Annotated in this window: 16 protein-coding genes and 4 pseudogenes; 14 read left to right on the top strand and 6 right to left on the bottom strand. The window is 61.2% G+C overall.

All coding sequences use genetic code 11. The features are described from left to right. Positions 1–167: 167 nt before the first annotated feature. From JN403_RS01780 to JN403_RS01740, 9 genes and pseudogenes are all read left to right on the top strand, one after another. Positions 168–784 (top strand): annotated as a pseudogene (locus JN403_RS01780) (NUDIX domain-containing protein). After that, complete coding sequence (locus tag JN403_RS01775) at positions 775–1,227, top strand: DUF1249 domain-containing protein (protein ID WP_065987826.1); 453 nt, start codon at positions 775–777, stop codon at positions 1,225–1,227. Before JN403_RS01780 ends, JN403_RS01775 begins: the two are co-directional and overlap by 10 nt. A gap of 121 nt (positions 1,228–1,348) precedes the next feature. Further along, complete coding sequence (gene cpdA, locus JN403_RS01770) at positions 1,349–2,158, top strand: 3',5'-cyclic-AMP phosphodiesterase (protein ID WP_172610521.1); 810 nt, start codon at positions 1,349–1,351, stop codon at positions 2,156–2,158. A gap of 143 nt (positions 2,159–2,301) precedes the next feature. Then, a complete protein-coding gene (locus JN403_RS01765; protein WP_240356781.1) occupies positions 2,302–2,919 on the top strand; it encodes a YqiA/YcfP family alpha/beta fold hydrolase in 618 nt (205 codons plus the stop codon). Between the two features lie 91 nt (positions 2,920–3,010). Beyond that, on the top strand, positions 3,011–4,915 hold the full coding sequence (parE, locus tag JN403_RS01760; RefSeq protein ID WP_205484922.1) for a DNA topoisomerase IV subunit B: 1,905 nt from the start codon (positions 3,011–3,013) through the stop codon (positions 4,913–4,915). Next, complete coding sequence (locus JN403_RS01755) at positions 4,915–5,892, top strand: esterase-like activity of phytase family protein (RefSeq protein ID WP_205484921.1); 978 nt, start codon at positions 4,915–4,917, stop codon at positions 5,890–5,892. The genes parE and JN403_RS01755 overlap by 1 nt, the downstream gene beginning before the upstream one ends. A gap of 33 nt (positions 5,893–5,925) precedes the next feature. Beyond that, a pseudogene (locus tag JN403_RS01750) lies at positions 5,926–6,407 on the top strand (TIGR02281 family clan AA aspartic protease). A 10-nt stretch (positions 6,408–6,417) separates the two neighbouring features. Then, the gene (gene parC / locus JN403_RS01745) at positions 6,418–8,685 is read left to right on the top strand and encodes a DNA topoisomerase IV subunit A (RefSeq protein ID WP_205484920.1); all 2,268 of its coding nucleotides are present in this window, start codon (positions 6,418–6,420) and stop codon (positions 8,683–8,685) included. 180 nt (positions 8,686–8,865) lie between these two features. Beyond that, on the top strand, positions 8,866–9,573 hold the full coding sequence (locus JN403_RS01740; protein WP_163022205.1) for a PqiC family protein: 708 nt from the start codon (positions 8,866–8,868) through the stop codon (positions 9,571–9,573). A 53-nt stretch (positions 9,574–9,626) separates the two neighbouring features. Here JN403_RS01740 and JN403_RS01735 read toward each other — a convergent pair whose 3' ends face one another. Next, the gene (locus JN403_RS01735) at positions 9,627–11,156 is read right to left on the bottom strand and encodes a histidine kinase (RefSeq protein WP_205484919.1); all 1,530 of its coding nucleotides are present in this window, start codon (positions 11,154–11,156) and stop codon (positions 9,627–9,629) included. Between the two features lie 129 nt (positions 11,157–11,285). On the opposite strand from JN403_RS01735, the gene serB reads away from it, so the two are divergent. Beyond that, the gene (gene serB, locus JN403_RS01730; RefSeq protein ID WP_205484918.1) at positions 11,286–12,503 is read left to right on the top strand and encodes a phosphoserine phosphatase SerB; all 1,218 of its coding nucleotides are present in this window, start codon (positions 11,286–11,288) and stop codon (positions 12,501–12,503) included. 42 nt (positions 12,504–12,545) lie between these two features. Here serB and JN403_RS01725 read toward each other — a convergent pair whose 3' ends face one another. From JN403_RS01725 to JN403_RS01710, 4 genes are all read right to left on the bottom strand, one after another. Further along, positions 12,546–14,330, bottom strand: a complete 1,785-nt coding sequence (locus JN403_RS01725; protein WP_205484917.1) for a molecular chaperone — start codon at positions 14,328–14,330, stop codon at positions 12,546–12,548. Between the two features lie 279 nt (positions 14,331–14,609). Further along, positions 14,610–15,479: an archaetidylserine decarboxylase gene (asd, locus tag JN403_RS01720; RefSeq protein WP_205487205.1), complete on the bottom strand. Its 870-nt coding sequence runs from the start codon at positions 15,477–15,479 to the stop codon at positions 14,610–14,612. Positions 15,480–15,531: 52 nt separating this feature from the next. Next, positions 15,532–16,347: a rhodanese-like domain-containing protein gene (locus JN403_RS01715; RefSeq protein ID WP_205484916.1), complete on the bottom strand. Its 816-nt coding sequence runs from the start codon at positions 16,345–16,347 to the stop codon at positions 15,532–15,534. Between the two features lie 46 nt (positions 16,348–16,393). Continuing rightward, on the bottom strand, positions 16,394–17,929 hold the full coding sequence (locus JN403_RS01710) for an HDOD domain-containing protein (protein ID WP_205484915.1): 1,536 nt from the start codon (positions 17,927–17,929) through the stop codon (positions 16,394–16,396). A 213-nt stretch (positions 17,930–18,142) separates the two neighbouring features. Here JN403_RS01710 and motA point away from each other — a divergent pair, with 213 nt between their 5' ends. Further along, complete coding sequence (gene motA / locus JN403_RS01705) at positions 18,143–18,994, top strand: flagellar motor stator protein MotA (RefSeq protein ID WP_037015764.1); 852 nt, start codon at positions 18,143–18,145, stop codon at positions 18,992–18,994. Positions 18,995–18,997: 3 nt separating this feature from the next. Beyond that, positions 18,998–20,052, top strand: a pseudogene (motB, locus tag JN403_RS01700) (flagellar motor protein MotB). 118 nt (positions 20,053–20,170) lie between these two features. On the opposite strand, the pseudogene rsgA reads toward motB, so the two are convergent. Further along, positions 20,171–21,201 (bottom strand): annotated as a pseudogene (rsgA, locus tag JN403_RS01695) (small ribosomal subunit biogenesis GTPase RsgA). Positions 21,202–21,314: 113 nt separating this feature from the next. Here rsgA and orn point away from each other — a divergent pair. Together orn and JN403_RS01685 are read left to right on the top strand one after the other, a co-directional pair. Next, positions 21,315–21,851, top strand: coding sequence for an oligoribonuclease (gene orn / locus JN403_RS01690; protein ID WP_065987811.1), 537 nt, complete (start codon positions 21,315–21,317; stop codon positions 21,849–21,851). Positions 21,852–21,967: 116 nt separating this feature from the next. Continuing rightward, a complete protein-coding gene (locus JN403_RS01685) occupies positions 21,968–22,579 on the top strand; it encodes a trimeric intracellular cation channel family protein (protein ID WP_205484914.1) in 612 nt (203 codons plus the stop codon). Positions 22,580–22,585: the final 6 nt, after the last annotated feature.

The raw sequence follows: 22,585 nt of genomic DNA, 5'->3' as shown, positions 1-22,585 counted from the left end.
GTCCTTCGACTGTGGGTGGCGCAATCAGTTCGCCATCGGGCGGATTAGAGTGCTTTCCCCGGCAGTCGTCTACCCCGGTGACCGGTTTTGCCAATTCAAAGGGCTGCATCCCGCACCACAGCGCGTTAGGATGGGCCCGGACACAGTGCTCAAGCAGTGAGAAATCTATGACGGATAGCAACAGATCGACACCGACGAAGCACGAAATTACACACCGTGAGACCTGCTTCAAGGGGTTTTACCAGCTCGACCGTCTTCAACTGCGCCATGAGTTGTTCGCGGGCGGCATGGGCCCGGAAATCAAGCGTGAGCTGTTCGTTCGCCATGATGCGGTGTGCGTGCTGCCCTACGACGCCAAACGCGATGAAGTGGTGCTCATCGAGCAGTTCCGCGTCGGCGTTATTGGCAAGCACGATAACCCGTGGCTGATCGAAATGGTCGCCGGCCTGATCGATAAGAAAGAGGAGCCCGAAGAGGTTGCTCACCGCGAGGCACAAGAGGAAGCTGGGCTGACGTTCAACGCCCTTTGGCCGATCACCAAATACTTTCCATCGCCGGGCGGCAGCAACGAGTTCGTGCATCTGTACCTGGGAAAATGCGACAGCGAGGGGCAGGTGGGTTGCACGGTCTGGTAGAAGAGGCCGAGGACATCCGGGTCTCGGTCTGGTCATTCGACGATGCGATGCAAGCCGTCAAGGACGGGCGCATCGTCAACGCCGCAACTATCATTGCAATGCAGTGGCTGGCGCTCAATCGCGCCGAAGTAAGGGGGCTATGGTCGTGAATCTTCTGCGCGAGCGCTATCGTGTCGACCTCGCCGGGCTGCAAGCAGCCTGCGAGGCGAACTACGCGCGCTTGATGCGTTTGCTGCCCGATATGCGCAATCAACAACGCTCACGCCGTGTCGCCGTCACCCAAGGCGACCAGATGCTGGGCGTGCTGGCGGTCGAGGTCATCCTCGATTGCCCGTACACCACCACGCTGCAAGTCCGTCAGGAACACAGCCTGCCCTGGCTGCCGGTGCCCGTGCTGGAAGTGCAGGTATACCACGACGCGCGCATGGCCGAAGTCATCGGCGCCGAACATGCGCGTCGTTTTCAGGGTATCTATCCCTATCCCAACGCCGACATGCACCAGCCCGATGAGAAGGCCCAGCTCAACGTGTTTCTCGGTGAGTGGCTGAGCCATTGCCTGGCCTGCGGGCATGAGTTTGAGGCGGTGCGCTGAGACGGCGCGCCGCTGCGACTGGACCTTCTGCATGCAGATGAGAACCAGACCCTCTTTCCAGGTTTGCCGCCGCACCGATCTCACACCATAATCCGGCCACATCCGCCCAAGGAGATGGCCATTGTCGAGCGCATCCTCTCATCCCTCATCCGTGTTGGTCGTGCAACTGACCGACAGTCACCTGTTCGCCGAAGCGGACGGCGCGCTGCTGGGCATGCCCACGCGCGCCAGTCTCGATGCGGTTGTTGAACGTGTGCTCGGCGAGCAGCCGGCGATCGATCTGGTGCTGGCGACCGGCGATTTGTCTCAGGACGGCACGGTTGAGTCGTATCAGGCGTTCCGCGACGCGAGTAATCGGCTGAGCGCCCCCACGCGCTGGATTCCTGGGAATCACGATGAGCTGAGGGAAATGGCGATTGCCGCGCAGAACAGCGACTTTCTGGAGCCTGTCGTCGACATCGGGCACTGGCGGATCACCATGCTGGATTCCGCTGTTTCCGGGTCTGTTCCCGGTTATCTGCAAGACGGCCAGCTTCAACTGCTCGCCCAAGCCTTGAGCGAAGCGCCGGAGCGGCATCATCTGGTGTGTCTGCACCATCACCCGGTGCCCATCGGTGCGGCGTGGATGGAGCCCATTGGTTTGCGCAATCCCGAGGCGCTGTTCGCTGTGCTGGAGCGGTTTCCCCAGGTGCGTGCGGTGCTGTGGGGGCACGTGCATCAGGAATTCGATCAGCTTCGCGACGGCGTTCGGCTAATGGCGTCGCCTTCAACCTGCATTCAGTTCGCGCCGAACAGCGTGGATTTCGGCCTGGATGACCTCGCGCCGGGCTACCGCTGGTTGCGTCTTCACGACGACGGCAGGATCGACACCGGTGTTTCCCGCATCGCCCCTGACCTATTTGACGTCGACATCAATGGCGCGGGCTATTGAACGACATTTCCTTAATGTGCAGCGATTCATCAACAGGCGAGTCTTCGCGCAGTTGACCCTGTAAACTGCGTGGCTTTGCCCTGATGAGCGCCGACAGGCCAGCCCGTCCGGGATGTATCGATTGCCGTTTGGGAGGCAACTGCGTGAACCAGGATCAATCGACGCTTCTTTATATTCACGGCCTGAACAGCTCGGCCCAGTCGCAGAAAGCCACGCAGCTGACGACGCTGATGGCGCGTCTGGGGCTGAGCCAATACTTGCGCGTGCCCGAGCTTCATCACCATCCGCGTCAGGCGCTGGTTCAACTGGAGGCCGCGATCGAGGAGCTCGGTCGGCCGCTGCTGGTCGGCAGCTCGCTCGGAGGCTACTATGCGACTCACCTGGCTGAGCGCCACGGCCTCAAGGCTGTGCTTATCAACCCGGCGGTCAATCCGCATCAGCTCTTCGATGGTTTTCTCGGCACCCAACAAAACCTTTATACCGGCGAGAGCTGGGAGCTCACGCACGACCACGTGACGGCGCTGGCCGAGCTGGAAGTGCCTGCTCCACAGGATCCGCAGCGGATTCAGGTGTGGCTGCAAACGGGCGATGAGACGCTGGATTACCGCCGTGCCCAGAGCTTCTATCGGGCCTGTGCATTGCGCATCGAAGCGGGTGGCGATCACGGGTTTCAGGATTTCGCTGCAAAGATTCCAGCGCTGTTGAGCTTCGCCGGGTTCGCTCCCGCATTGCTCCAGGGCGTTGACCTGAGCGGGCTTTGACCCGAGCCATTACTGCAACAAATATGTAGAACAGTCTTTTAAAAACCAGTGCTATTCCGAAATTTCATGAACGACTTGATGACGAGACCCCATGGCCAATCCCAGCGCTAGCTCTTATAACGCAGACGCCATCGAAGTCCTCTCGGGCCTCGACCCGGTCCGCAAACGGCCGGGCATGTACACCGACACCTCACGCCCCAACCACCTGGCGCAGGAAGTCATCGACAACAGCGTCGACGAAGCGCTGGCAGGCCACGCCCGCTCCGTGCAGGTCATTCTGCATGCCGACAATTCGCTGGAAGTCTCCGACGACGGCCGAGGCATGCCCGTGGACATCCACCCGGAAGAGGGCGTATCGGGCGTCGAGCTGATCCTCACCAAGCTCCACGCCGGCGGCAAGTTCTCCAACAAGAACTACCAGTTCTCCGGCGGCCTTCACGGCGTCGGGATTTCCGTGGTCAACGCGCTCTCGACCCAGGTACGGGTACGGGTCAAACGCGATGGCAACGAATATGAAATGACCTTTGCCGATGGCTACAAGGCCAGCGAACTGGCCGTGGTTGGCACCGTCGGCAAGCGCAACACCGGCACCAGCGTGTACTTCGCGCCGGACCCCAAATACTTCGACACCCCGAAATTCTCGGTCAGCCGCCTCAAGCACGTGCTCAAGGCCAAGGCCGTTCTGTGCCCGGGCCTGCTGGTCAGTTTCGAGGACAAAGGCACCGGCGAGAAAGTCGAGTGGCATTACGAGGACGGCCTGCGCTCGTACCTGCAGGATTCGGTGTCTGACTTTCTGCGCCTGCCCGATGAGCCGTTCTGTGGCGTATTCGCAGGCAACAAAGAGGCCGTCGACTGGGCGCTGCTGTGGTTGCCGGAGGGCGGCGACAGTGTTCAGGAAAGCTACGTCAACCTGATCCCGACCGCCCAGGGCGGCACTCACGTCAATGGGCTGCGTCAGGGCCTGCTGGACGCGATGAGAGACTTCTGCGAGTTCCGTAATTTGCTGCCGCGCGGCGTGAAGCTGGCGCCCGAAGATGTCTGGGAGCGCATCGCTTTTGTGCTGTCGATGAAGATGCAAGAGCCACAATTTTCCGGCCAGACCAAAGAGCGGCTGTCGTCCCGTGAGGCGGCAGCGTTCGTCTCCGGTGTGGTCAAGGATGCCTTCAGCCTGTGGCTCAACGCGCACCCGGAATTGGGCATGCAACTGGCCGAACTGGCGATCAGCAACGCCGGCCGTCGTCTCAAGGCCAGCAAGAAGGTCGAGCGCAAACGCATCACGTCAGGCCCGGCACTGCCGGGCAAGCTGGCGGACTGTGCGGGTCAGGACCCGATGCGCTCCGAGCTGTTCCTGGTCGAAGGTGACTCTGCGGGCGGCTCCGCCAAACAGGCACGGGACAAGGAATTTCAAGCGATCCTGCCGTTGCGCGGGAAAATCCTGAACACTTGGGAAGTCGATGGCGGCGAAGTACTCGCCAGCCAGGAAGTGCACAACATCGCCGTGGCGATCGGGGTTGATCCGGGCGCTGCGGACATGAGCCAGCTGCGCTACGGCAAAATCTGCATCCTCGCCGACGCCGACTCCGACGGCCTGCACATCGCGACGCTGCTGTGCGCCTTGTTCGTCCAGCATTTCCGCCCGCTGGTGGATGCGGGTCACGTCTATGTCGCCATGCCGCCGCTTTACCGCATCGACCTGGGCAAAGACATTTATTACGCCCTGGACGAAGCCGAGCGCGACGGCATTCTCGACCGGCTCGTGGCCGAGAAGAAACGCGGCAAGCCCCAGGTCACCCGATTCAAAGGTCTGGGTGAGATGAACCCGCCGCAGTTGCGCGAAACCACCATGGACCCGAACACCCGTCGCCTGGTGCAGCTGACCCTGGATGACTTCGCAGCCACGTCGGAAATGATGGACATGCTGCTGGCCAAAAAACGCGCGGGCGACCGCAAGAGCTGGCTCGAATCCAAGGGCAATCTGGCCGAGGTGCTGGTCTGATGCGGGGTTGGTTTGCAGCGCTGTTGTTGATCGCCACGCCTGTTTTCGCTGCGCCGTTGCCCGAGCTCAAGCTGCTGTCGGAGCACCCGGTCGACGACATGATCGGCGGCAACCTGTCCGGGCTCGCGTCCTGCAATGGCGTGCTGTGGACCGTTTCGGATCGCGACGACACGCTGCTCTATAGCCTCGACACCTCGGCAACGGTCTGGAAAGCCAAGGCGCAGACGCTGCAAATCCCGCCGATCCCGGACAGTGGGCTGTCGGCGACGCTGCGCAACATGGCCAAGGCCTCGGCGCTGATCCGGGGCGGCGATCTGGATTTCGAAGGCGTGAGTTGCGACGCGGCGGGCAACCGTTACATCGTCAGCGAAGCCTATGCCACCGTCCTGAAAGTGCCGGTTGAAGGCGCGCCGGTCTGGCTGGAACTGCCCAGAAAAGTCATCGAGGAAGCGCAGTCGGCCGGGATGCTGCAGCATTTCAACGCCATCTTCGAAGGCATCGCGGTCAACCCGGGAGGCGATCAGCTATGGCTCGCCGCCGAGCGTGACAAGCGTGGCCTGTTGACCGCCAGGCTCGGCAAGGACGGCTGGGCCTGTGACGCCAGTTGCATTCTGCGAGTCGAGTCCGGCAATGATATTTTGCCGCCCGAGTTGGGTGGCAAACCAGTTTCCAAGGACTTTGCCGACATCTCGCTGTACAAGGGCAAGCTGTTCACCCTGGAGCGCGCGGCTTACCGAATCTGCCGCCGCACGCTGGCGACCGGTCAGCTGGAAGCCTGCTGGTCGTTTGCCAAAGAGGCACTTCAGCCCAACCGGCTGTATGACCAGAAATACGGCCTGACCGAAGCGCTGATCGTCGACGAAAAAGGCGCATGGGTGGGCACGGACAACAACTTCGGTGTCCGCGCCGATGGCGAAAAACGTCCCGTCGTCTGGCGCTTTGCCGCGCCCGAGGGTGGCTGGAGCGGCAAGCCTTGACCCAGGCTCCCCGGCAAACGCGCCGGGCGGCTGATGCTGATCATCGCCTGGGCGGCGGCGCTGTTTCTGGCGACGCGGTTTTTGGCGAGTGGGAGCAGCGTCAGGAAAATCCGAATACCATCGTCGCCTCCGAACACGGAGACGGTTACGTCGAGGTGAAACTGGCGAGCAATCGTGACGGACATTTCGTCATGACCGGGCAGATCAATACCCGCCCCGTGCAGTTCATGCTCGACACCGGTGCGACCAATGTCGCCGTGCCGGAGAGCGTCGCGCAGACGCTGCGCCTCGAACGCGGCGAGCGCGTTCAGGTGAGCACGGCCAACGGACGCACCGATGCATTCCGGACCACCCTGCAACGGTTGCAGATTGGCGACATCGTCCTGAACAACGTGCGCGCCCTGGTGGTGCCCGGTCTGGACGGTGAACAGGTGCTGCTGGGTATGAGCGCCGTGAAACAACTCGAATTCACACAGCGCGGCGGCACATTGTTGCTGCGCCAGACGACAAAATGATGAGGCCCGCATGAGCGACTCCCTTGACCTCAGCCTGGATGGCGTAGAACGCCGATCGCTGGCTGACTTCACCGAACAGGCCTATCTCAACTATTCCATGTACGTGATCATGGACCGGGCGTTGCCGCATATCGGTGATGGCCTGAAGCCTGTGCAGCGACGCATCGTCTACGCGATGAGCGAGCTGGGCCTGGACGCTGACGCCAAGCACAAGAAGTCGGCACGTACCGTCGGTGACGTGCTCGGCAAGTTTCACCCCCACGGCGACTCGGCCTGCTACGAAGCCATGGTGCTGATGGCGCAGCCCTTCAGCTATCGCTACACGCTGGTCGACGGCCAGGGTAACTGGGGTGCGCCGGACGATCCCAAGTCATTCGCGGCCATGCGCTACACCGAAGCGCGTCTGTCGCGTTACTCCGAAGTGCTGCTTTCCGAACTGGGGCAGGGCACCGCGGACTGGGTGCCGAACTTTGACGGCACTCTGGACGAACCCGCTGTTTTGCCCGCGCGCCTGCCGAACATTCTGCTCAATGGCACCACCGGCATCGCCGTGGGCATGGCCACCGACGTACCGCCGCACAACCTGCGTGAAGTCGCGACAGCCTGTGTGCGTTTGCTCGATGAGCCCAAGGCAACGGTCGAACAGCTCTGTGAGCACATCCAGGGCCCGGACTACCCGACCGAAGCGGAAATCATCACGCCCCGCGCCGATCTGCTGAAAATGTACGAAACCGGCAAGGGCTCGGTGCGTATGCGCGCCGTGTACCACATCGAAGACGGCGACATCATTGTTACCGCGCTGCCGCATCAGGTGTCCGGTGCCAAGGTGCTGGAGCAGATCGCGGCGATGATGCAGGCCAAGCCGTCCAAGGCTCCGCAGATCGCTGATCTGCGTGACGAATCCGACCACGAAAACCCGTGCCGGATCGTGATCATCCCGGGCGCCCGCAAGCATTTCGACCACGATGCGCTGATGCAGCACCTGTTCGCCAGCACCGACCTGGAGTCGAGCTACAGGGTCAACATCAACATCATTGGCCTGGACGGCAAGCCGCAGCTGAAAAACCTGCGCGCCCTGCTGGTCGAATGGTTGGAGTTCCGGGTACAGACCGTGCGTCGCCGCCTGCAATTCCGCCTCGACAAGGTTGAGCGTCGCTTGCACCTGTTGGATGGTTTGTTGATCGCTTACCTCAACCTGGATGAAGTGATTCACATCATCCGCACCGAGGAGCACCCGAAAGCCGCGCTGATCGCGCGTTTCGCCCTGAGCGAAATCCAGGCTGATTACATTCTCGACACCCGTTTGCGTCAGTTGGCGCGACTGGAAGAAATGAAGTTGCGCGCCGAGCAGGATGAATTGCTCAAGGAACAAGCCAAGCTGCAAGCCCTGTTGGGCAGCGAGGCCAAGCTGAAGAAACTGGTACGCACCGAGCTGATCAAGGATGCCGAAACCTATGGCGACGACCGTCGTTCGCCTATCGTCGAGCGTACCGAAGCCAAAGCCCTTACCGAACACGATCTGCTGCCGAACGAGAAAGTGACGGTCGTGCTGTCGGAAAAAGGCTGGGTTCGTTCCGCCAAAGGTCATGAAATCGATGCCACCGGGCTCTCTTATAAGGCCGGGGATGGCTTCAAGGCCCTGGCGCCGGGTCGTTCCAACCAATTTGCGGTGTTTATCGACTCCACCGGTCGCAGTTACTCGGTGCCGTCGCACACCTTGCCATCGGCCCGTGGCCAAGGCGAACCGCTGACCGGTCGTCTGACGCCGCCGCCCGGTGCGACATTCGAATGCGTGCTGTTGCCCGAAGATGACGCGCTGTACGTGGTTGCGTCCGATGCCGGCTACGGTTTCGTGGTCAAGGGTGAAGACCTGCAGGCCAAGAACAAAGCAGGCAAGGCGTTGTTGAGCCTGCCGGCCGGGGCCAAGGTGATCCTGCCGCGTCCGGTGCCGGATCGTGAACACAACTGGCTCGCCGCCGTGACCACCGAAGGCCGTTTGCTGGTGTTCAAAATCAGCGATCTTCCGCAGTTGGGCAAGGGCAAAGGCAACAAGATCATTGGCATTCCGGGCGAGCGCGTTGCCAGTCGAGAAGAGTACGTGACCGACCTGGCCGTTGTCCCTGACGGTGCCACGCTGGTGCTGCAGGCCGGCAAACGCAACCTGTCGCTCAAACCCGACGACCTGGAGCACTACAAAGGCGAACGCGGACGACGGGGCAACAAACTTCCGCGTGGATTCCAGCGCGTCGATGCGCTGTTGGTGGAAACCGCAGGCTAAAGCGGTTGGTTCGGCGGTCGCTCTTCGTTTCGTCACGAGAGCGACGCAGAATCGCTGGAGTCAACGCGCATATTCACGGATGATATGACGTCCTCCGGCGCCGCCATGGCGGAATGCCTTCATGTTTTCAAAGTATTTAACAGCGTGGACGCGTTACACGGCGTCCACTTGGACGGGATGATGAATTTTCTACGTGTTCCCTGTGTTCTGTTGTTGACCGGCGTTCTAGGTTTGGCCGGGTGCAGCGTTCATCAGCCCACGTCGCTCTATCAACTGGACAGCGGCGATCCTGGGCAACCGAAACACAGCGGCGGGGTCGCCGTTTTGCTGGGCCCTGTGACAGTTGCCGACTATCTGCAACGTGAAACATTATTGCAGCGCCAACCCGATGGCAGCCTCAAGGCATCCACCGATGGTCGCTGGGCCGGCAGCCTGTCTGCTGACATCGATCAACTGCTTCTGCGCCAACTGGCCTGGAAACTCGACAGTCAACGTGTGGTTATGGCCCCCGCAGCGGCCAGCTTCACGCCGGATGCCCAGGTGGTGCTATCCATCACTCGTCTGGATTCGGGCGAGAAGCAGCCAGCGGTACTGGATGCACAGTGGCGTTTGCTTGACCGCCGCGGAAACGTTCGCGACAGCAAGCTGATCCATCTGGAAGAACCGCACGCAGGCTCTTCAGCTGCACAGGTCAGGGCGCAAGGGATTTTGCTGCAGCGCCTGGCGGACAAGCTGAGCGTGGCCGTCAAGCCAATCGCCAATCAACCCTGGGTGGCGGATGTGCCTAAAAAGGCCACGGCGCCGGCGAAAACCCGCACCGATCAGGACAAGCCCAAGATCCCGATGGCATCACCGATCCGCACCGATCTTGAAGTGTTCCGCTTCTAAGATTGGCGCCCACAAAAAGCCCGCAGCAATGCGGGCTTTTTTGTGGGCGACGCTTAGGCCTTGCGCGCCTCGTGCATGCGCGCCAGTTGGCGTTCCAGCATCGATGGGTACGGCTCCATCAGACGCTCCACACAGCTTGCACCTTCCGGGCTTGCAATCGGGCGAATGCGGGCGCGCTGGCGGATGGTCGGGTCTTCGCTGATCTTGCGCTCCACCAACAGCAGATTGCGGCTGTGCTGCGACAGCGCCAGGGCGTCCTGCGCGGTTTCAGTCAGCAGCAGATCGATCTGGTTCATGCCGTGCAAGCCTTCGCCCAGCGTCAGGCCCAGCTGCAATTGCAGGGTAATGCCACTGTCGGCGACTTCGATCTGCAACGCGTGGCTCAATGCGCGCAGCAACTCGCCGCAGCAGATCGCATTGGTCAGGTAGTCATCGCCGCTGTCCTGAGTGCTGAAAACCATCAGTGAACTGCCATCGTTCAGGGTGTGCAGCTCGCTGTCATAAAGAGACGCGGCCTGATCAATGCAGTCACGGTAGCGCTCGAGCAGCTCGGTCAGGCGTGTGCGCGGCAGACGGCGCAGTTGCTCCTGCGAACCCAGCTGCACGGCCAGCACGGCGCTGTACTGAGGCTGCGATGGAACGACCGGAAGGATCGGACGCTGTGCGGGTTTTGGTGCGGCAGGGGAGTGGTCGCGAAGGTCCGCAAACGGATCCTCTTCGTCTTCTTCATCTTCCTCGGCAGAGATGCGTCGTGCCGGGATCACCGTGGCGCGCGGCTTTGGCACGTCATCGAAGTCAGGGTCGCTCAGGTCACTGCTGTCGAACTCCGGCGAAGTGTCTTCCTCGTCCTCGACCTGTGCAGGCTCGGGAATGGGCGCCGGTTCCGGTTCCGGCGGCGCGTAGGAGGTCTTCAACTGACGCGCCAGATCGCCGATTTCGTCCTGACGATCAGTGGCCGGCGTGTACGGATCGATGTAGCGCAGCCACATGCGCAGCTGCAGCATCGGCGTGGAGATATGACGCCCAAGGCGCAGACTCAAGGCCAGTGCCAGTGCCAGCAGGATACCGGCCAGAATCGCCATGCTCTGCAAGCTGATGGTCAGCGGCTGTTGGAACTGGGCCATGTCCAGGCTGATACGCAGCGTGCCGGCGACCACATCCTGGAAGGTGATCTTGATCTCGTAGAGACCTTCCGCCTCACCCAGCAAGCCGTTCTTCGGACGCTGACCGGCTTCGGCAAGAATGCGGTTGTCGGGGCTATAAATAGCAGCGTGGGCCACCAGCGGATTCTTCACCAGATTGCCCAGCAGCACATTGAGGCTGAGGATGTCGTTGGACACCAGCAATTCGGTGGCGGACGTGGCGGTCTGCGTGGTCAGGGCTTGCCCCAATGCGTCGGCCTGTTCGTGCATGGCTTGCTTGAATTGCAAACCCATGACGCAGGCGTAGATCACCAGAGCCAGCGCGACGAGGATCACGTTATGGCTGGCGATGCGCAAAGCAATCGGTACACGTCGATGACGCAATGCCCGGAAGATCAGCAAGAAGAAATTATCGGTTTTTACTGGCGTGGGCCGGTTCACTGAGCACGGCTCTCGTGGTGAAGTTGGGGCGCAGTATAGCGAGCGACCCTGTGGCGGCAAAGCGCTGGCTGTGCCCGGCGGTCACTGAAAGTGCGTAGAATGCGGTTTTTTCCACTGCGGGGGTGCGCCTTGCGCGAAATCGTCCTGATGAACATCACCGGTGAAGACCGTCCGGGTCTCACTGCGGCCATCACCGGTGTGCTGGCCCAAGGCGGCGTGAACATTCTCGACATCGGTCAGGCGGTGATTCACGACGCGCTGTCGTTCGGCCTCCTGGTCGAAATCCCCGACACCGAGGCAGGCGCGGCAGTGCGCCAGAACGTGCAAGTGACCGTCGACCAACTGGGTCAGCAAGTGCGCTTTACCCGCGTGTCAGAAGCTGATTATCAGCACTGGGTCGACGGCCAGGGCAAGGCGCGGCATATCGTGACGCTGCTGACCCGCAAGGTCACCGCCGAGCAGCTGCAGACGGTCAGCGCGATCACTGCCAAGTATGGTTTGAACATCGACCGCATCGACCGTCTTTCCGGGCGTATGCCGCTCGACATGCCCACCGAGAAGAGCAAGGGTTGCATCGAGTTTTCCGTGCGCGGCGAGCCAGTCGATCCTCAGCAGATGCAGGCCGAATTCCTCCATGTTGCCCAGGAGCTGAACGTCGATATCGCGTTCCAGCAGGACTCTCTATTCCGCCGCAACCGTCGTCTGGCGGTGTTCGACATGGATTCGACGCTGATCGAAGCCGAGGTCATCGACGAACTGGCCAAAGCCCACGGCGTCGGCGAGCGCGTATCGGAAATCACCGAGCGCGCCATGCGCGGCGAACTGGACTTCCGCGCCAGTTTCAAAGAGCGACTGGCGCTGCTCAAAGGCCTGGATGTGAAGGTGCTGGACGAGATCGGCGCCTCGTTGCGTTTGACCGAAGGCGCTGAAACGCTGTTCGCCGAGCTCAAGCGACTGGGCTATAAAACCGCGATCCTGTCGGGCGGTTTCACGTATTTCGCTCGCCAGCTGCAGGCCAAACTGGGCATCGACTATATCTTCGCCAACGAACTGGAGGTGGTAGACGGCAAGTGCACGGGTAACGCGATCGAGCCGATTGTCGACGCCCAGCGCAAGGCCGATCTGCTGCGCGAACTCGCCGGCAAGGAAGGGTTGAGTCTGGAGCAGACTATCGCAGTGGGCGATGGCGCCAATGACCTGCCGATGCTCGCGATAGCCGGGCTGGGTGTGGCGTTTCGTGCCAAGCCGTTGGTCAAGCAGTCGGCGAAGCAGGCCATCTCCACGTTGGGTCTGGATGGCGTGCTGTATTTGCTGGGATTCCGCGACCGGGAAGGGCGCAGCGCTTAAAGGCGTGGACGTTGAGGCATCTGCAAGGGATGCCTCGATGGCTTACAGCACCGTCCACAGCGAGTCGAATTCCTGCTCAGGGCCCCCGCCGTCTGGCGCGGCGGCCTTTTTCGGCCCTTCAATAATCTGATACTCGAACTGGTTGTAGCTGCCCGTCGTCGCACGGCGATTGCTCAGGCTCGCGCGTCGCTGTTCGCCACTGGTATTGATCAGCACCTTTGAGCCATCCTCGAACGGCAGCCTGGGTGCGATTACCGTTGCGGGTACATCGATGGCGCGAACTTCCGGCAACAGCAGCGCGCGCAAAAACTGGCTGCTCTGCTCGGCGCGTGTCAGCTGCATGCCGCAGGCCTGGGCGAAGGGCGCGATCAGTTCGACGCCCATCTGCATGCCACCGCCACGGACCTGCCGCACCCAGCGCACCACCGCGATGCTCCAGCCGTGGCCATGGTCCTGAATGCCGATCATCTCTCCGGCCTGAAGTTGATCAGGTACTTCTTTCGGCCAGGCGAGACAGTAGCCGCCAGGGCTGTGATTGACGATATGCAGGGCGTACGTCGGGAAACTCTTTTGCCCGTCGGACGCCCCGCTGCCGTCGGCATCGTCACGTCTGTATTCGATTTCCTCGAACGGCAACATGCTGTCGGACGTGCCATGGCGCTGCGCGTCTGCCGTCTGCGCCCATGGATCATGCTTCACCGGCTTCAAGGGCTGCAGGGTGTAATCGACGACTCGGGACAGGGTCGACATTTGCAGCAGGTCGCTGAAGGACTGCTGGCCGCCGACGTAATAGTGCAAAGCGCTCATGCCCACGCAAACGGTCAGGGTCCCTTGCCCTGGCGTGCGCTGAAACGCGCGTTCCGACACATCGCCCCAAGCGGCCGCGAGGTGTTGCAAGACGTCGATGGACAACCCTGGCGGCACTTTCAGCGCAGACTTCGAGCGCTCTTCGACGGCCGTTTCGGTGTAGCGCTCCAGTGCAGCCGACAGAGGGCGGGGGTCGATGCCGAGCAAATTCGGGCGCTGATTGTCGTCGTACAGTGCGGCGTAGCGCGGCGCCGTGTCCGTGCCGGGCGACACCGCGTACAGGCTGTCGCTGGTCAGCGGCTGCTGCAGCGTGACCATCGCGCTCCACGCATCCAGCGCCTCGGCCAGCTTGCCGATGTTGTGCTGGCGCATCTGATTGCAGCGCGAACAGCCCATCAGCAGCGCAACGGTGTACGTCTGTTCAACGCTCATCGCCTGGGTGTTGTGGGCGAGGCTGTCGGCAACCGGCACGTTCTGCAATTGATGCTGGCGGGCGATCTGGTAAATCTGATGCATCTCCAGCCACAGGCCGTCCTGCACCGGGCAGTAAAGCTGGTTGGCGCGGATCAGCGGGCCGTTCAGGCAGCTGAGTGCGCGCTGAAGGGCCGTGGTCAGCAAGCTGATGCGGTCCTTGGTGAGCTTTACGGCGACCCGGGCGATGATCTGTTTGTAGCCAATGGCAAGGTGGTTCTGCAGGGCCTGACACAGGTTCGCGACCTTGCGCGGACGCTCTTCGAGAACGACCGACTGGTTCAGGAAGTGACGCTCCAGGTGCCTGCACACGAAAAAGACTTCCGGGCGAAGCAGTTCAAGGAGCTGCATGCGATTGTCGCTGGGAGTGAGCAACTGGTTCAGCTCGCCGAGCCCTTGATAGAGCTGGCGTGCCATTTCACCGAGATTGGCCTTGGGCAGCGTGGCGATCCAGCGCTTCATGTCTTTTGGCGTCGCGTCACAGAACGACAGGCTCGACTGCGTCGGCACAGGTGCGCGCAACAACAGTGGGAGGCTTAAATAACTCATGTGACAGGCAAACTCCAACAAACACAGGCCTGAACGGCGGCGTGGAACTCTGGGTCAAGGACCCTCGCCGAGCGAAAAAGCACGTTTACGTCCACTGAAAGCGAAGTTTCCTACAGCACTGACAGGGGACTCTAGCAGCATCCTGCAACTGTCGCAGTCTGGGGCGGTGTACCCCGGCCAGACGCGTCATCCTGAGTAAGGCGTGAAAACACGACTGTCGATGACAGTTCGCGCCAGAAAAACAGCATCACGCCCCTCAGGTATGAGTTAAGGCAAGAATCAGGCCTGCAATGGCAGCGCGAGGCCCTGACCCATCTGAACGGGCGAACCGGCGGCCAGCAGCTCGGACCATTTCACCTGATTGGGCCCGAACAGCACGATGGCGGTAGAGCCCAGTTTGAAGCGACCCAACTCGGCGCCTTTTTCCAGGTGAATGGGGGCGCGCGCTGCTTCGTCGTAGCGGAAAGTCTTGAGCTCGCGCTTGTACGGCGTGACCAGGCCCGCCCACACGGTTTCGATCGAGGCAACGATCATGGCGCCGACCAGCACGACGGCCATCGGACCGCGCTCGGTGTCGAACAGGCACACGACGCGCTCGTTACGGGCGAACAGTTCCGGCACGTTTTCCGCCGTGGTCTGGTTCACCGAGAACAAGCGGCCTGGTACGTAGACCATTTCGCGCAGGGTGCCGGCGAGCGGCATGTGAACGCGGTGATAATCCTTCGGCGACAGGTAAACCGTCGCGAACTCGCCACCCATGAACGGCGCGGACAGACGCGCATCGCCGCCCAGCAGCTCCAGCACGCTGTAGCTGTGGCCTTTGGCCTGGAAAATTCGGCCGTGTTCGATCGGGCCCAACTGGCTGACCGCACCGTCCGCAGGGCTGAGGATCGCCCCCGGTGTCGGGTCCAGGGGGCGAGCGCCCGGCTTGAGGGCACGGGTGAAGAAGTCATTGAAGTGCTGATATCCGGTGATGTCCTCGACCTGAGCCTGGGACATGTCGACCTGATAGCGGCGCGCAAACCATTGGGTAAACGCGTTTTTGAACCAGCGAACGCGGCATTCGGCCACGCAGCCCGCCAGTTGCGACAGCAAATGATGGGGAAGCAGATACTGGAAAAGGATAAATAGACGCTGTTTCATCAAAATTCCTAAAACGTTTGAAAAAGGGAATACGAATCGACGCAACATGGGCGCCTATTTATTTTTCGACCGGCGTGTCCGGATGGTTGCCCCACTCGCCCCACGAGCCTGCATAGCCCTTTACCCTCGGGTAACCCAGCGCCTTGGCCACCAGATAGGTGAAGCCCGAGCGATGATGGGTCTGGCAGTGGGTAATGATTTCTTTCTCCGGGGTAATGCCCAGGTTTTCGAGGATCTGCGGCATGTCCTTGCGGATGCGCAGGTTGCGCGCCTGATCCATGCCGGCGGTCCATTCGAAGTTCACGGCACCGGGAATGTGGCCTCCCTTCGCAGCGACGACTTTTTCGCCTGAGTACTCCGTCGGCGCTCGCGCGTCCCAGATCGCCAGGTCAGCGGCGCCCAGGCGGCTTTGCAGGTATTCGCGAGTGGCGGTGGGCTCGTCGTGCAAGGTCAGCGAAACCGGACCGCCGACGGCTTTTGGCACCTCTGTCGACAGTGGCAGGCCCTCGGCTTGCCAGGCGAGCAGGCCGCCGTCGATATAGTGATACTTTTTGTGTCCGATGACGTCCAGCAGCCAGATGAACCGGCCGGCCCAGCCACCGCCTTCGTCGTCGTAGACCACGTACACAGCGTCGGGATTGTGCCCCAGTTCGCCGAACAGCGCTTGGAGCTGCGTGTGCGAGGGCAGCAGCCCCGGCGCAGGCGGCAGGCCCAGTTGCGTACGTTTCGGATCGACGAATCGCGCGCCGGGAATGTGGCCGGCCTCATAGCGGGCCGGGCTGGTCAGGTCGACCAGGATAAGCTCTGGCGCGCTGAGGCGTGCTTGCAGGTCTGCGGGCTCGATGACCAGCGGCAAGCTTGAAAAGGCAGACATCTAGCGTCTCCGGATCGCGAAAAGGTTGCGAATTGTAGCTCAGCCGTCAGCCATTGCGATGGCTAAAGGTGGTGAGTGCTTTCTCGATGCACTGGCCGGTTTTGCCGAAAGCCTGGACGGAAACTTCGGAAAACGGTCCGCCGCCCTGATCGGCCATCACCATCATCACCACGCGGCCATTGCTGGCGAGCGAGCGGATCAACAGGTTTTCGCCGCTGAACAAATTGCGCAGTTGCGCCGGGAGCAACGCAGAAAACTGGGCGTTGTTGGCCGGCGTCAGACGCAACTGCGTGGGCTGGGCTAACAGGCGTTGCAACACAGTGCTGTCCTTGTAGGGGACCAGCAGCGCGGCGGCCGACTTGTCTACACCCGCGATCTGATGCACGCGCAGGCTGTCGGTCTTGCGATCGGTCATCAACAGCACCACCCGCTGCATGCCTGCTGCCACCAGCGCATCCCGGGCGCAGGTGGTCAGGTGCATCGCGTTGATAAAAATGCCGGGTTCTTTCAGCAGATCGGCGCAGTGCTTGCGCCACAGCTGCAAGGCATCGGGCGATGGCGGCGGGGCGGGCAGCAGGCCTTTATGAACCCGACGGCTATTCCACGGCCAGAGCAACGCCTGCGCCGGGTGCCAGATATCCGGGCCGGAATGCTGACGAGCGCTGGCCGCCGCGTTCTGATGAACCTGCTGCTGAAGCTCGTCGAGTGGCTGCTGCAGGTACAGGCTGGTCAATAGCTGCCAGCGCAGACTATGCGGCGTGTCCCACGCCTGGTGCGCCGACAGCGCGACACCGTTGGCCAGCAAAATTGTATTGGCGGGCTGGTTGAGCCAGCGCCGCAGCGGGAGGTCGGCGTCGAGTTGCTGTTGCTGCTTGAGCGGGTCGTCGTTGCTGTGGGCGATGCGCAGCACGCTTACCAGATTGCGTTGCTGTGAGGTCAGCAGTTCGTAACCCTGGGTCACCCAGATCGGCAGGCGCCAATGCTGTGCCAGCCCCAGACACAAATCCACCAGCCGCACGCCAAACAGCGTGTTTTCCACAGTCTTCGCGCACTCGCCCTTGTGGATAACCCGTAGTTCCCACGCTTCCAGCAATGTGGGGTGCGCCAGCGCCATCGGCCAGAGCGGCGACAGAAACAGCAGGCTGCCGAGATGGATGTCCTGCCACAGCCGGGCCAGTTGATTGGCGAACAGGCCGTAAGCCTGTTGCATGGCGTGTTGACTGATCAGCTGTATTTGACGCAACGCCACCGGAATATCCCGTGCATCGACGCAGGGTAGCCGCGCCAGCAGCGCTTCAGTGCGCGCGAGCCCCAATCGGTTGATGGCGACTTCCAGACTCTCCGCAGGCTGAGCGGTGGCGGGGCTGTTCAAGTTGGCTTCGCGCAATACATTGAGCACCAGCGCCGGGCTGTCCTGCATGAGGTCGGCGATATCGCGCAGCGAGCGGCGGCTATCGGTCAAGGCCGCCTGCACGCGTTTATACGCCACGGCGGGCACCGGCAAGGCGATGCCGTCGAGCTGCTTTATCCAGGTATCGAGGGTGCGCGGAACAGGGAGCGAAGAAGCTTTATCTGATTGCATTCACAACACCCGTACGGCTGGGAGGTTTTGATCAATGTAGGGTACTGGCATCATGCTGGCCCTCATGGACGCAACGTCCTGGGCTATGCATCGATCAGCATTTTCCTGTGATCTGACTATAGTCTGGCGCATTCATGCCGATAAGCAGGACAAGAGTTTCAAGCGCTTCTCGCACAATGACCATGAACCCGACTCAGTAAGTATTTTCTACCTATGGCAAAAATTATCGGCATCATCGTCGTTTTCGCGAGCGTTCTCGGCGGATACGTACTGTCCCACGGTCAGATCGCTGCGTTGATCCAGCCTTTCGAGGTCATGATCATCGGCGGTGCGGCGCTGGGTGCATTCCTGCAAGCCAACCCGGGCTATATGACCATGCTGGTCATCAAGAAGTCTTTGAAGATGTTCAGCACCCGGTTCACCCACGGCTACTACCTAGAAGTGCTGGGGCTGGTCTACGAGATCCTCAACAAAAGTCGTCGCGAAGGCATGATGGCCATTGAAGGCGACATCGAAGAGCCCGAGAACAGCCCGATCTTCGCTAAATACCCTGGCGTGCTCAAAGATACCCGCATGATCGCCTTCATCTGCGATTACCTGCGCATCATGTCCTCCGGCAACATGGCGCCCCACGAGCTGGAAGGCTTGTTCGACATGGAATTGCTGAGCATGAAAGAAGAGCTCGAGCATCCTTCCCACGCAGTAACCGGTGTCGCCGATGCCATGCCAGGCTTCGGTATCGTTGCTGCAGTATTGGGTATCGTCGTGACCATGGCCTCCCTGGGTTCCGGCGACAAAGCCGCGATCGGCATGCACGTCGGTGCGGCGCTGGTGGGTACGTTCTTCGGTATTCTTGCGGCGTACGGTTTCTTTGGCCCGCTGGCCACTTCCCTGGCCCACGATGCCAAGGAAGAAATGAACGTCTATGAATCGATCAAGGCGTCGCTCGTAGCGTCGGCGTCTGGCGTTCCGCCTTCGCTGGCCGTGGAGTTCGGTCGCAAGGTTCTCTATCCGGCCCATCGCCCCAGCTTCAGCGAGCTGGAACAAGCTGTTCGCGGTCGTTGATCCATGGAAAATAATCAGCCGATCATCATCAAGCGTGTAAAGCGCTACGGCGGAGGGCATCACGGCGGCGCCTGGAAAATCGCATTTGCCGACTTCGCGACGGCGATGATGGCGTTCTTCCTGGTGCTGTGGCTGATGTCGTCGGCCACGCCCGAGCAATTGATCGCCATCGCCGGTTACTTCAAAGACCCTGTAGGGTTTTCCGACAGCGGCTCGCCCTATGTGATTGATCTGGGGGGTCGCCGGAAATGTCCCCTGACCAGACGCTGAACCCGGAGGTGAAATCCACGCCTGCGCCGGATCGCGTGCCGGTCGACGCTGATCAACAGGACGCCGCCGCCGAGCAGGTCGAGCAGGACCGTCTGGAGATGCTGTTGCAAGAGTTGCAGACCAAGATCAACGAGAATCCGCAACTGGCGAAGTTCAAGGACCAGATTCTGTTAGAGATCACTCAGGACGGCTTGCGTATTCAGATCACGGACGCCGAAAACCGCCCGATGTTCGACATCGGCAGTGCGAAGCTCAAACCGTATTTTGAAGACATCTTGCTGGCCATGGCCGACACCATCAAAGCGGTGCCGAACAAAGTCAGCGTTAGTGGTCACACCGACGCGACGCCTTTTGTCGGCAACAACGGCTTCGGCAACTGGGAGCTGTCGTCGGGTCGAGCGAACGCCGCTCGCCGGGCGTTGCTCGCAGGAGGGTATCCGGATCAGCAGGTGGCGCGCGTAGTGGGTTATGCGTCTTCGGCACTGTATGACAAGGAGCACCCGCAAAATCCGATCAATCGTCGCATCGACATTGTGGTGATGACCAAGAAAGCGCAGCAGCGTATCGAGGGTGCGCAGAATTCAGGTGAGGCACCGCAAACGCCGGATGCACCGGGAGCCGCTTCGCCAGCACCTGTGCCTGGCGATGCCGGACCGGCCAACCCGCCGGGGGCATCGACCTCCACACCTGCCGTTGATCCACAGGCTTACGCCCAGCCCCACGAGATTCGGCAGAAGCTGAACATCTTCGATCAGGGCCAGCTGAAGATCGACGAAACCAAGAACTGATACTGGGTTGCAGGCACGAAAACGCCGCGATGATCGCGGCGTTTTTGTTTGCGCAGTTCAAGCGCTGGGACTGCAGTCAGCCGGGAAGACCTAAATCGGATTGGCCACTACCGCTGAATCAGTAACTGCTTTCCGGCAAGCTCGCGATGATCGAGCGATAGCTGTTCATGCGCTGCTGTTGCACGCGGCCGTCTGCAAGGCCCTGCAACAAGGCACAACCGGGTTCGCGGTCATGTTTGCAGTCGCGGAAGCGGCATCGGCCGAGCAGGTCGTTGAACTCGATAAAGCCCGCTTCGACGTCGGCACGGCTGACGTGGCCCAGGCCGAATTCACGTATACCCGGTGAGTCGATCAGGTCGCCGCCGCGCGGAAATGGAACAGACGCGCGGTGGTCGTGGTGTGCGTGCCTTGGCCCGAATACTCCGACAGCGGCCCGACGCGCGTGCCGACTTCCGGCAGCAGGCTGTTGACCAGCGAGGATTTACCGACGCCGGACTGACCGACGAACACACTGATGTGGCCATCCAGCTGGTCCTGCAATTGCTGCATGCCGTCGCCGTGGTGGGCCGACACTTCCAGCACCGGATAACCCAGCGTGCGATAAACGGCCAGCAGCGCATTCAGCGCAGGCGCGTTTTGATCGTCGATAAGGTCAAACTTGTTCAGCAGCAGCAACGGCCGAATACCCGCGTGCTCAGCGGCAACCAGATAACGATCAATCAGGTTGGCGTGGGGTTCGGGCATCGGTGCGAAAACGATGACGATCAGGTCAACGTTGGCGGCGACCGGCTTGAGCTGGCCTCGGCTGTCCGGGCGGCTCAGCTCGGTATCGCGGGGCAACTGCGCAACGATGACGCCGATGCCCTGATTGCCGGCGCGCCAGACGACGCGGTCGCCGGTGACCAGCGCCGGCAGGTTGGCGCGCAGGTGGCAGCGGAAAACCTGACCCTGCAGCTCGCCGTCCTGCGCTTCGACTTCTACCTGCACGCCAAAATGCGCGATGACCAGACCCGTTTGCTCGGGACCGAGATCGCCGCCTTCCAGCGTTTCGAGAGCGGTTGATTCACGTTTGGCGGCACGCGCTGCGCGTTCGCCCTGAATCTTTTCGATGCGCCAGTTCTGGCGGCGATTGAGTTGGCGTTTGGCCATGGGTGTTCAGTGTTCCGTTTGAAGACGCATAAAGGTGCTGATTTGATAAAGCGCGGGCGAGTCTAGCACGCCCGGGTGGGCTAAACTGCGCGCCAACGCTGAGGAGCCGACATATGCAGAACAAACAGAATCTGATCTGGATCGACCTGGAAATGACCGGTCTGGACCCTGATAACGACGTCATCATCGAGATGGCAACCATCATCACCGACAGCGAGCTCAACACCCTGGCCGAAGGCCCGGTCATCGCGGTTCACCAGAGCGACGAGCTGCTGAACGGCATGGACGAGTGGAACACCCGTCAGCACGGTGGCTCCGGCCTGACTCAGCGCGTGCGCGAAAGCAAAATCTCCAACGACGAAGCTGAGGCCATGACGCTTGAGTTCATCAAGCAGTGGGTGCCCGAGCGCAGTTCGCCCATCTGCGGCAACAGCATCTGTCAGGACCGTCGCTTCCTGTACAAGCGCATGCCGACGCTGGAAAACTACTTTCACTATCGCAACCTCGACGTCTCAACCCTCAAGGAACTGGCCGCACGCTGGTCGCCGGATCTCAAGTTCAAGAAGGGCAGCACGCACCTGGCGCTGGACGATATCCGTGAGTCGATTGCCGAACTGCGTTTCTACCGCGAGCACTTCATCAAGTCTTGATGACAGGGCGACGGCGGCCAATCGCGGTCGCCTGGAGAGGGCGCAAAGTTAACGCTCTCTTTTGGTGCCCCGACTGAGTGGTTAGACTGCGCCCCTTTCTCGCAGGGACTGCCGCCATGTTGTTGATGCTCTACCTGATCGCTATTACGGCCGAAGCCATGACCGGCGCGCTGTCCGCAGGCCGTCGCGGCATGGACTGGTTCGGCGTGGTGCTGATCGCGTGCATCACGGCGTTGGGCGGCGGGTCGGTTCGCGACGTGCTGCTGGGGCATTACCCGCTGACCTGGGTCAAGCACCCGGAGTATCTGATCCTCACCAGTGTCGCAGCGCTGGTGACGATTTTCATCGCTCCGCTGATGCGTCATCTGCGCTCACTGTTTCTGGTGCTCGACGCCTTGGGGTTGGTGGCGTTCACCCTGATCGGCTGCATGACCGCGCTGGATATGGGCTTGAGCATGACCGTCGCCGCCGTGAGCGGGGTGATCACCGGCGTGTTTGGCGGGATATTGCGGGACATTTTCTGCAACGACATCCCCCTCATCTTCCGCCGCGAGCTGTATGCCAGCGTGTCGTTTGCCGCCGCATGGTGTTTTTTGCTGTGTCAGTACGCCGGCTTGCCGGTGGAGCAGGGCACGCTGATCACGCTGTTTGGTGGATTGTTGCTGCGGTTGCTGGCGATTCGGTTTCGCTGGGAAATGCCCAAGTTTATTTACAAGGACGGGCATTGAGCCGGC

Source organism: Pseudomonas sp. 15A4, from assembly GCF_016925575.1.
Lineage (GTDB): Bacteria > Pseudomonadota > Gammaproteobacteria > Pseudomonadales > Pseudomonadaceae > Aquipseudomonas.
Note: the sequence above shows the minus strand (reverse complement) of the source record. Positions and strands in the feature narration are given on the sequence as shown.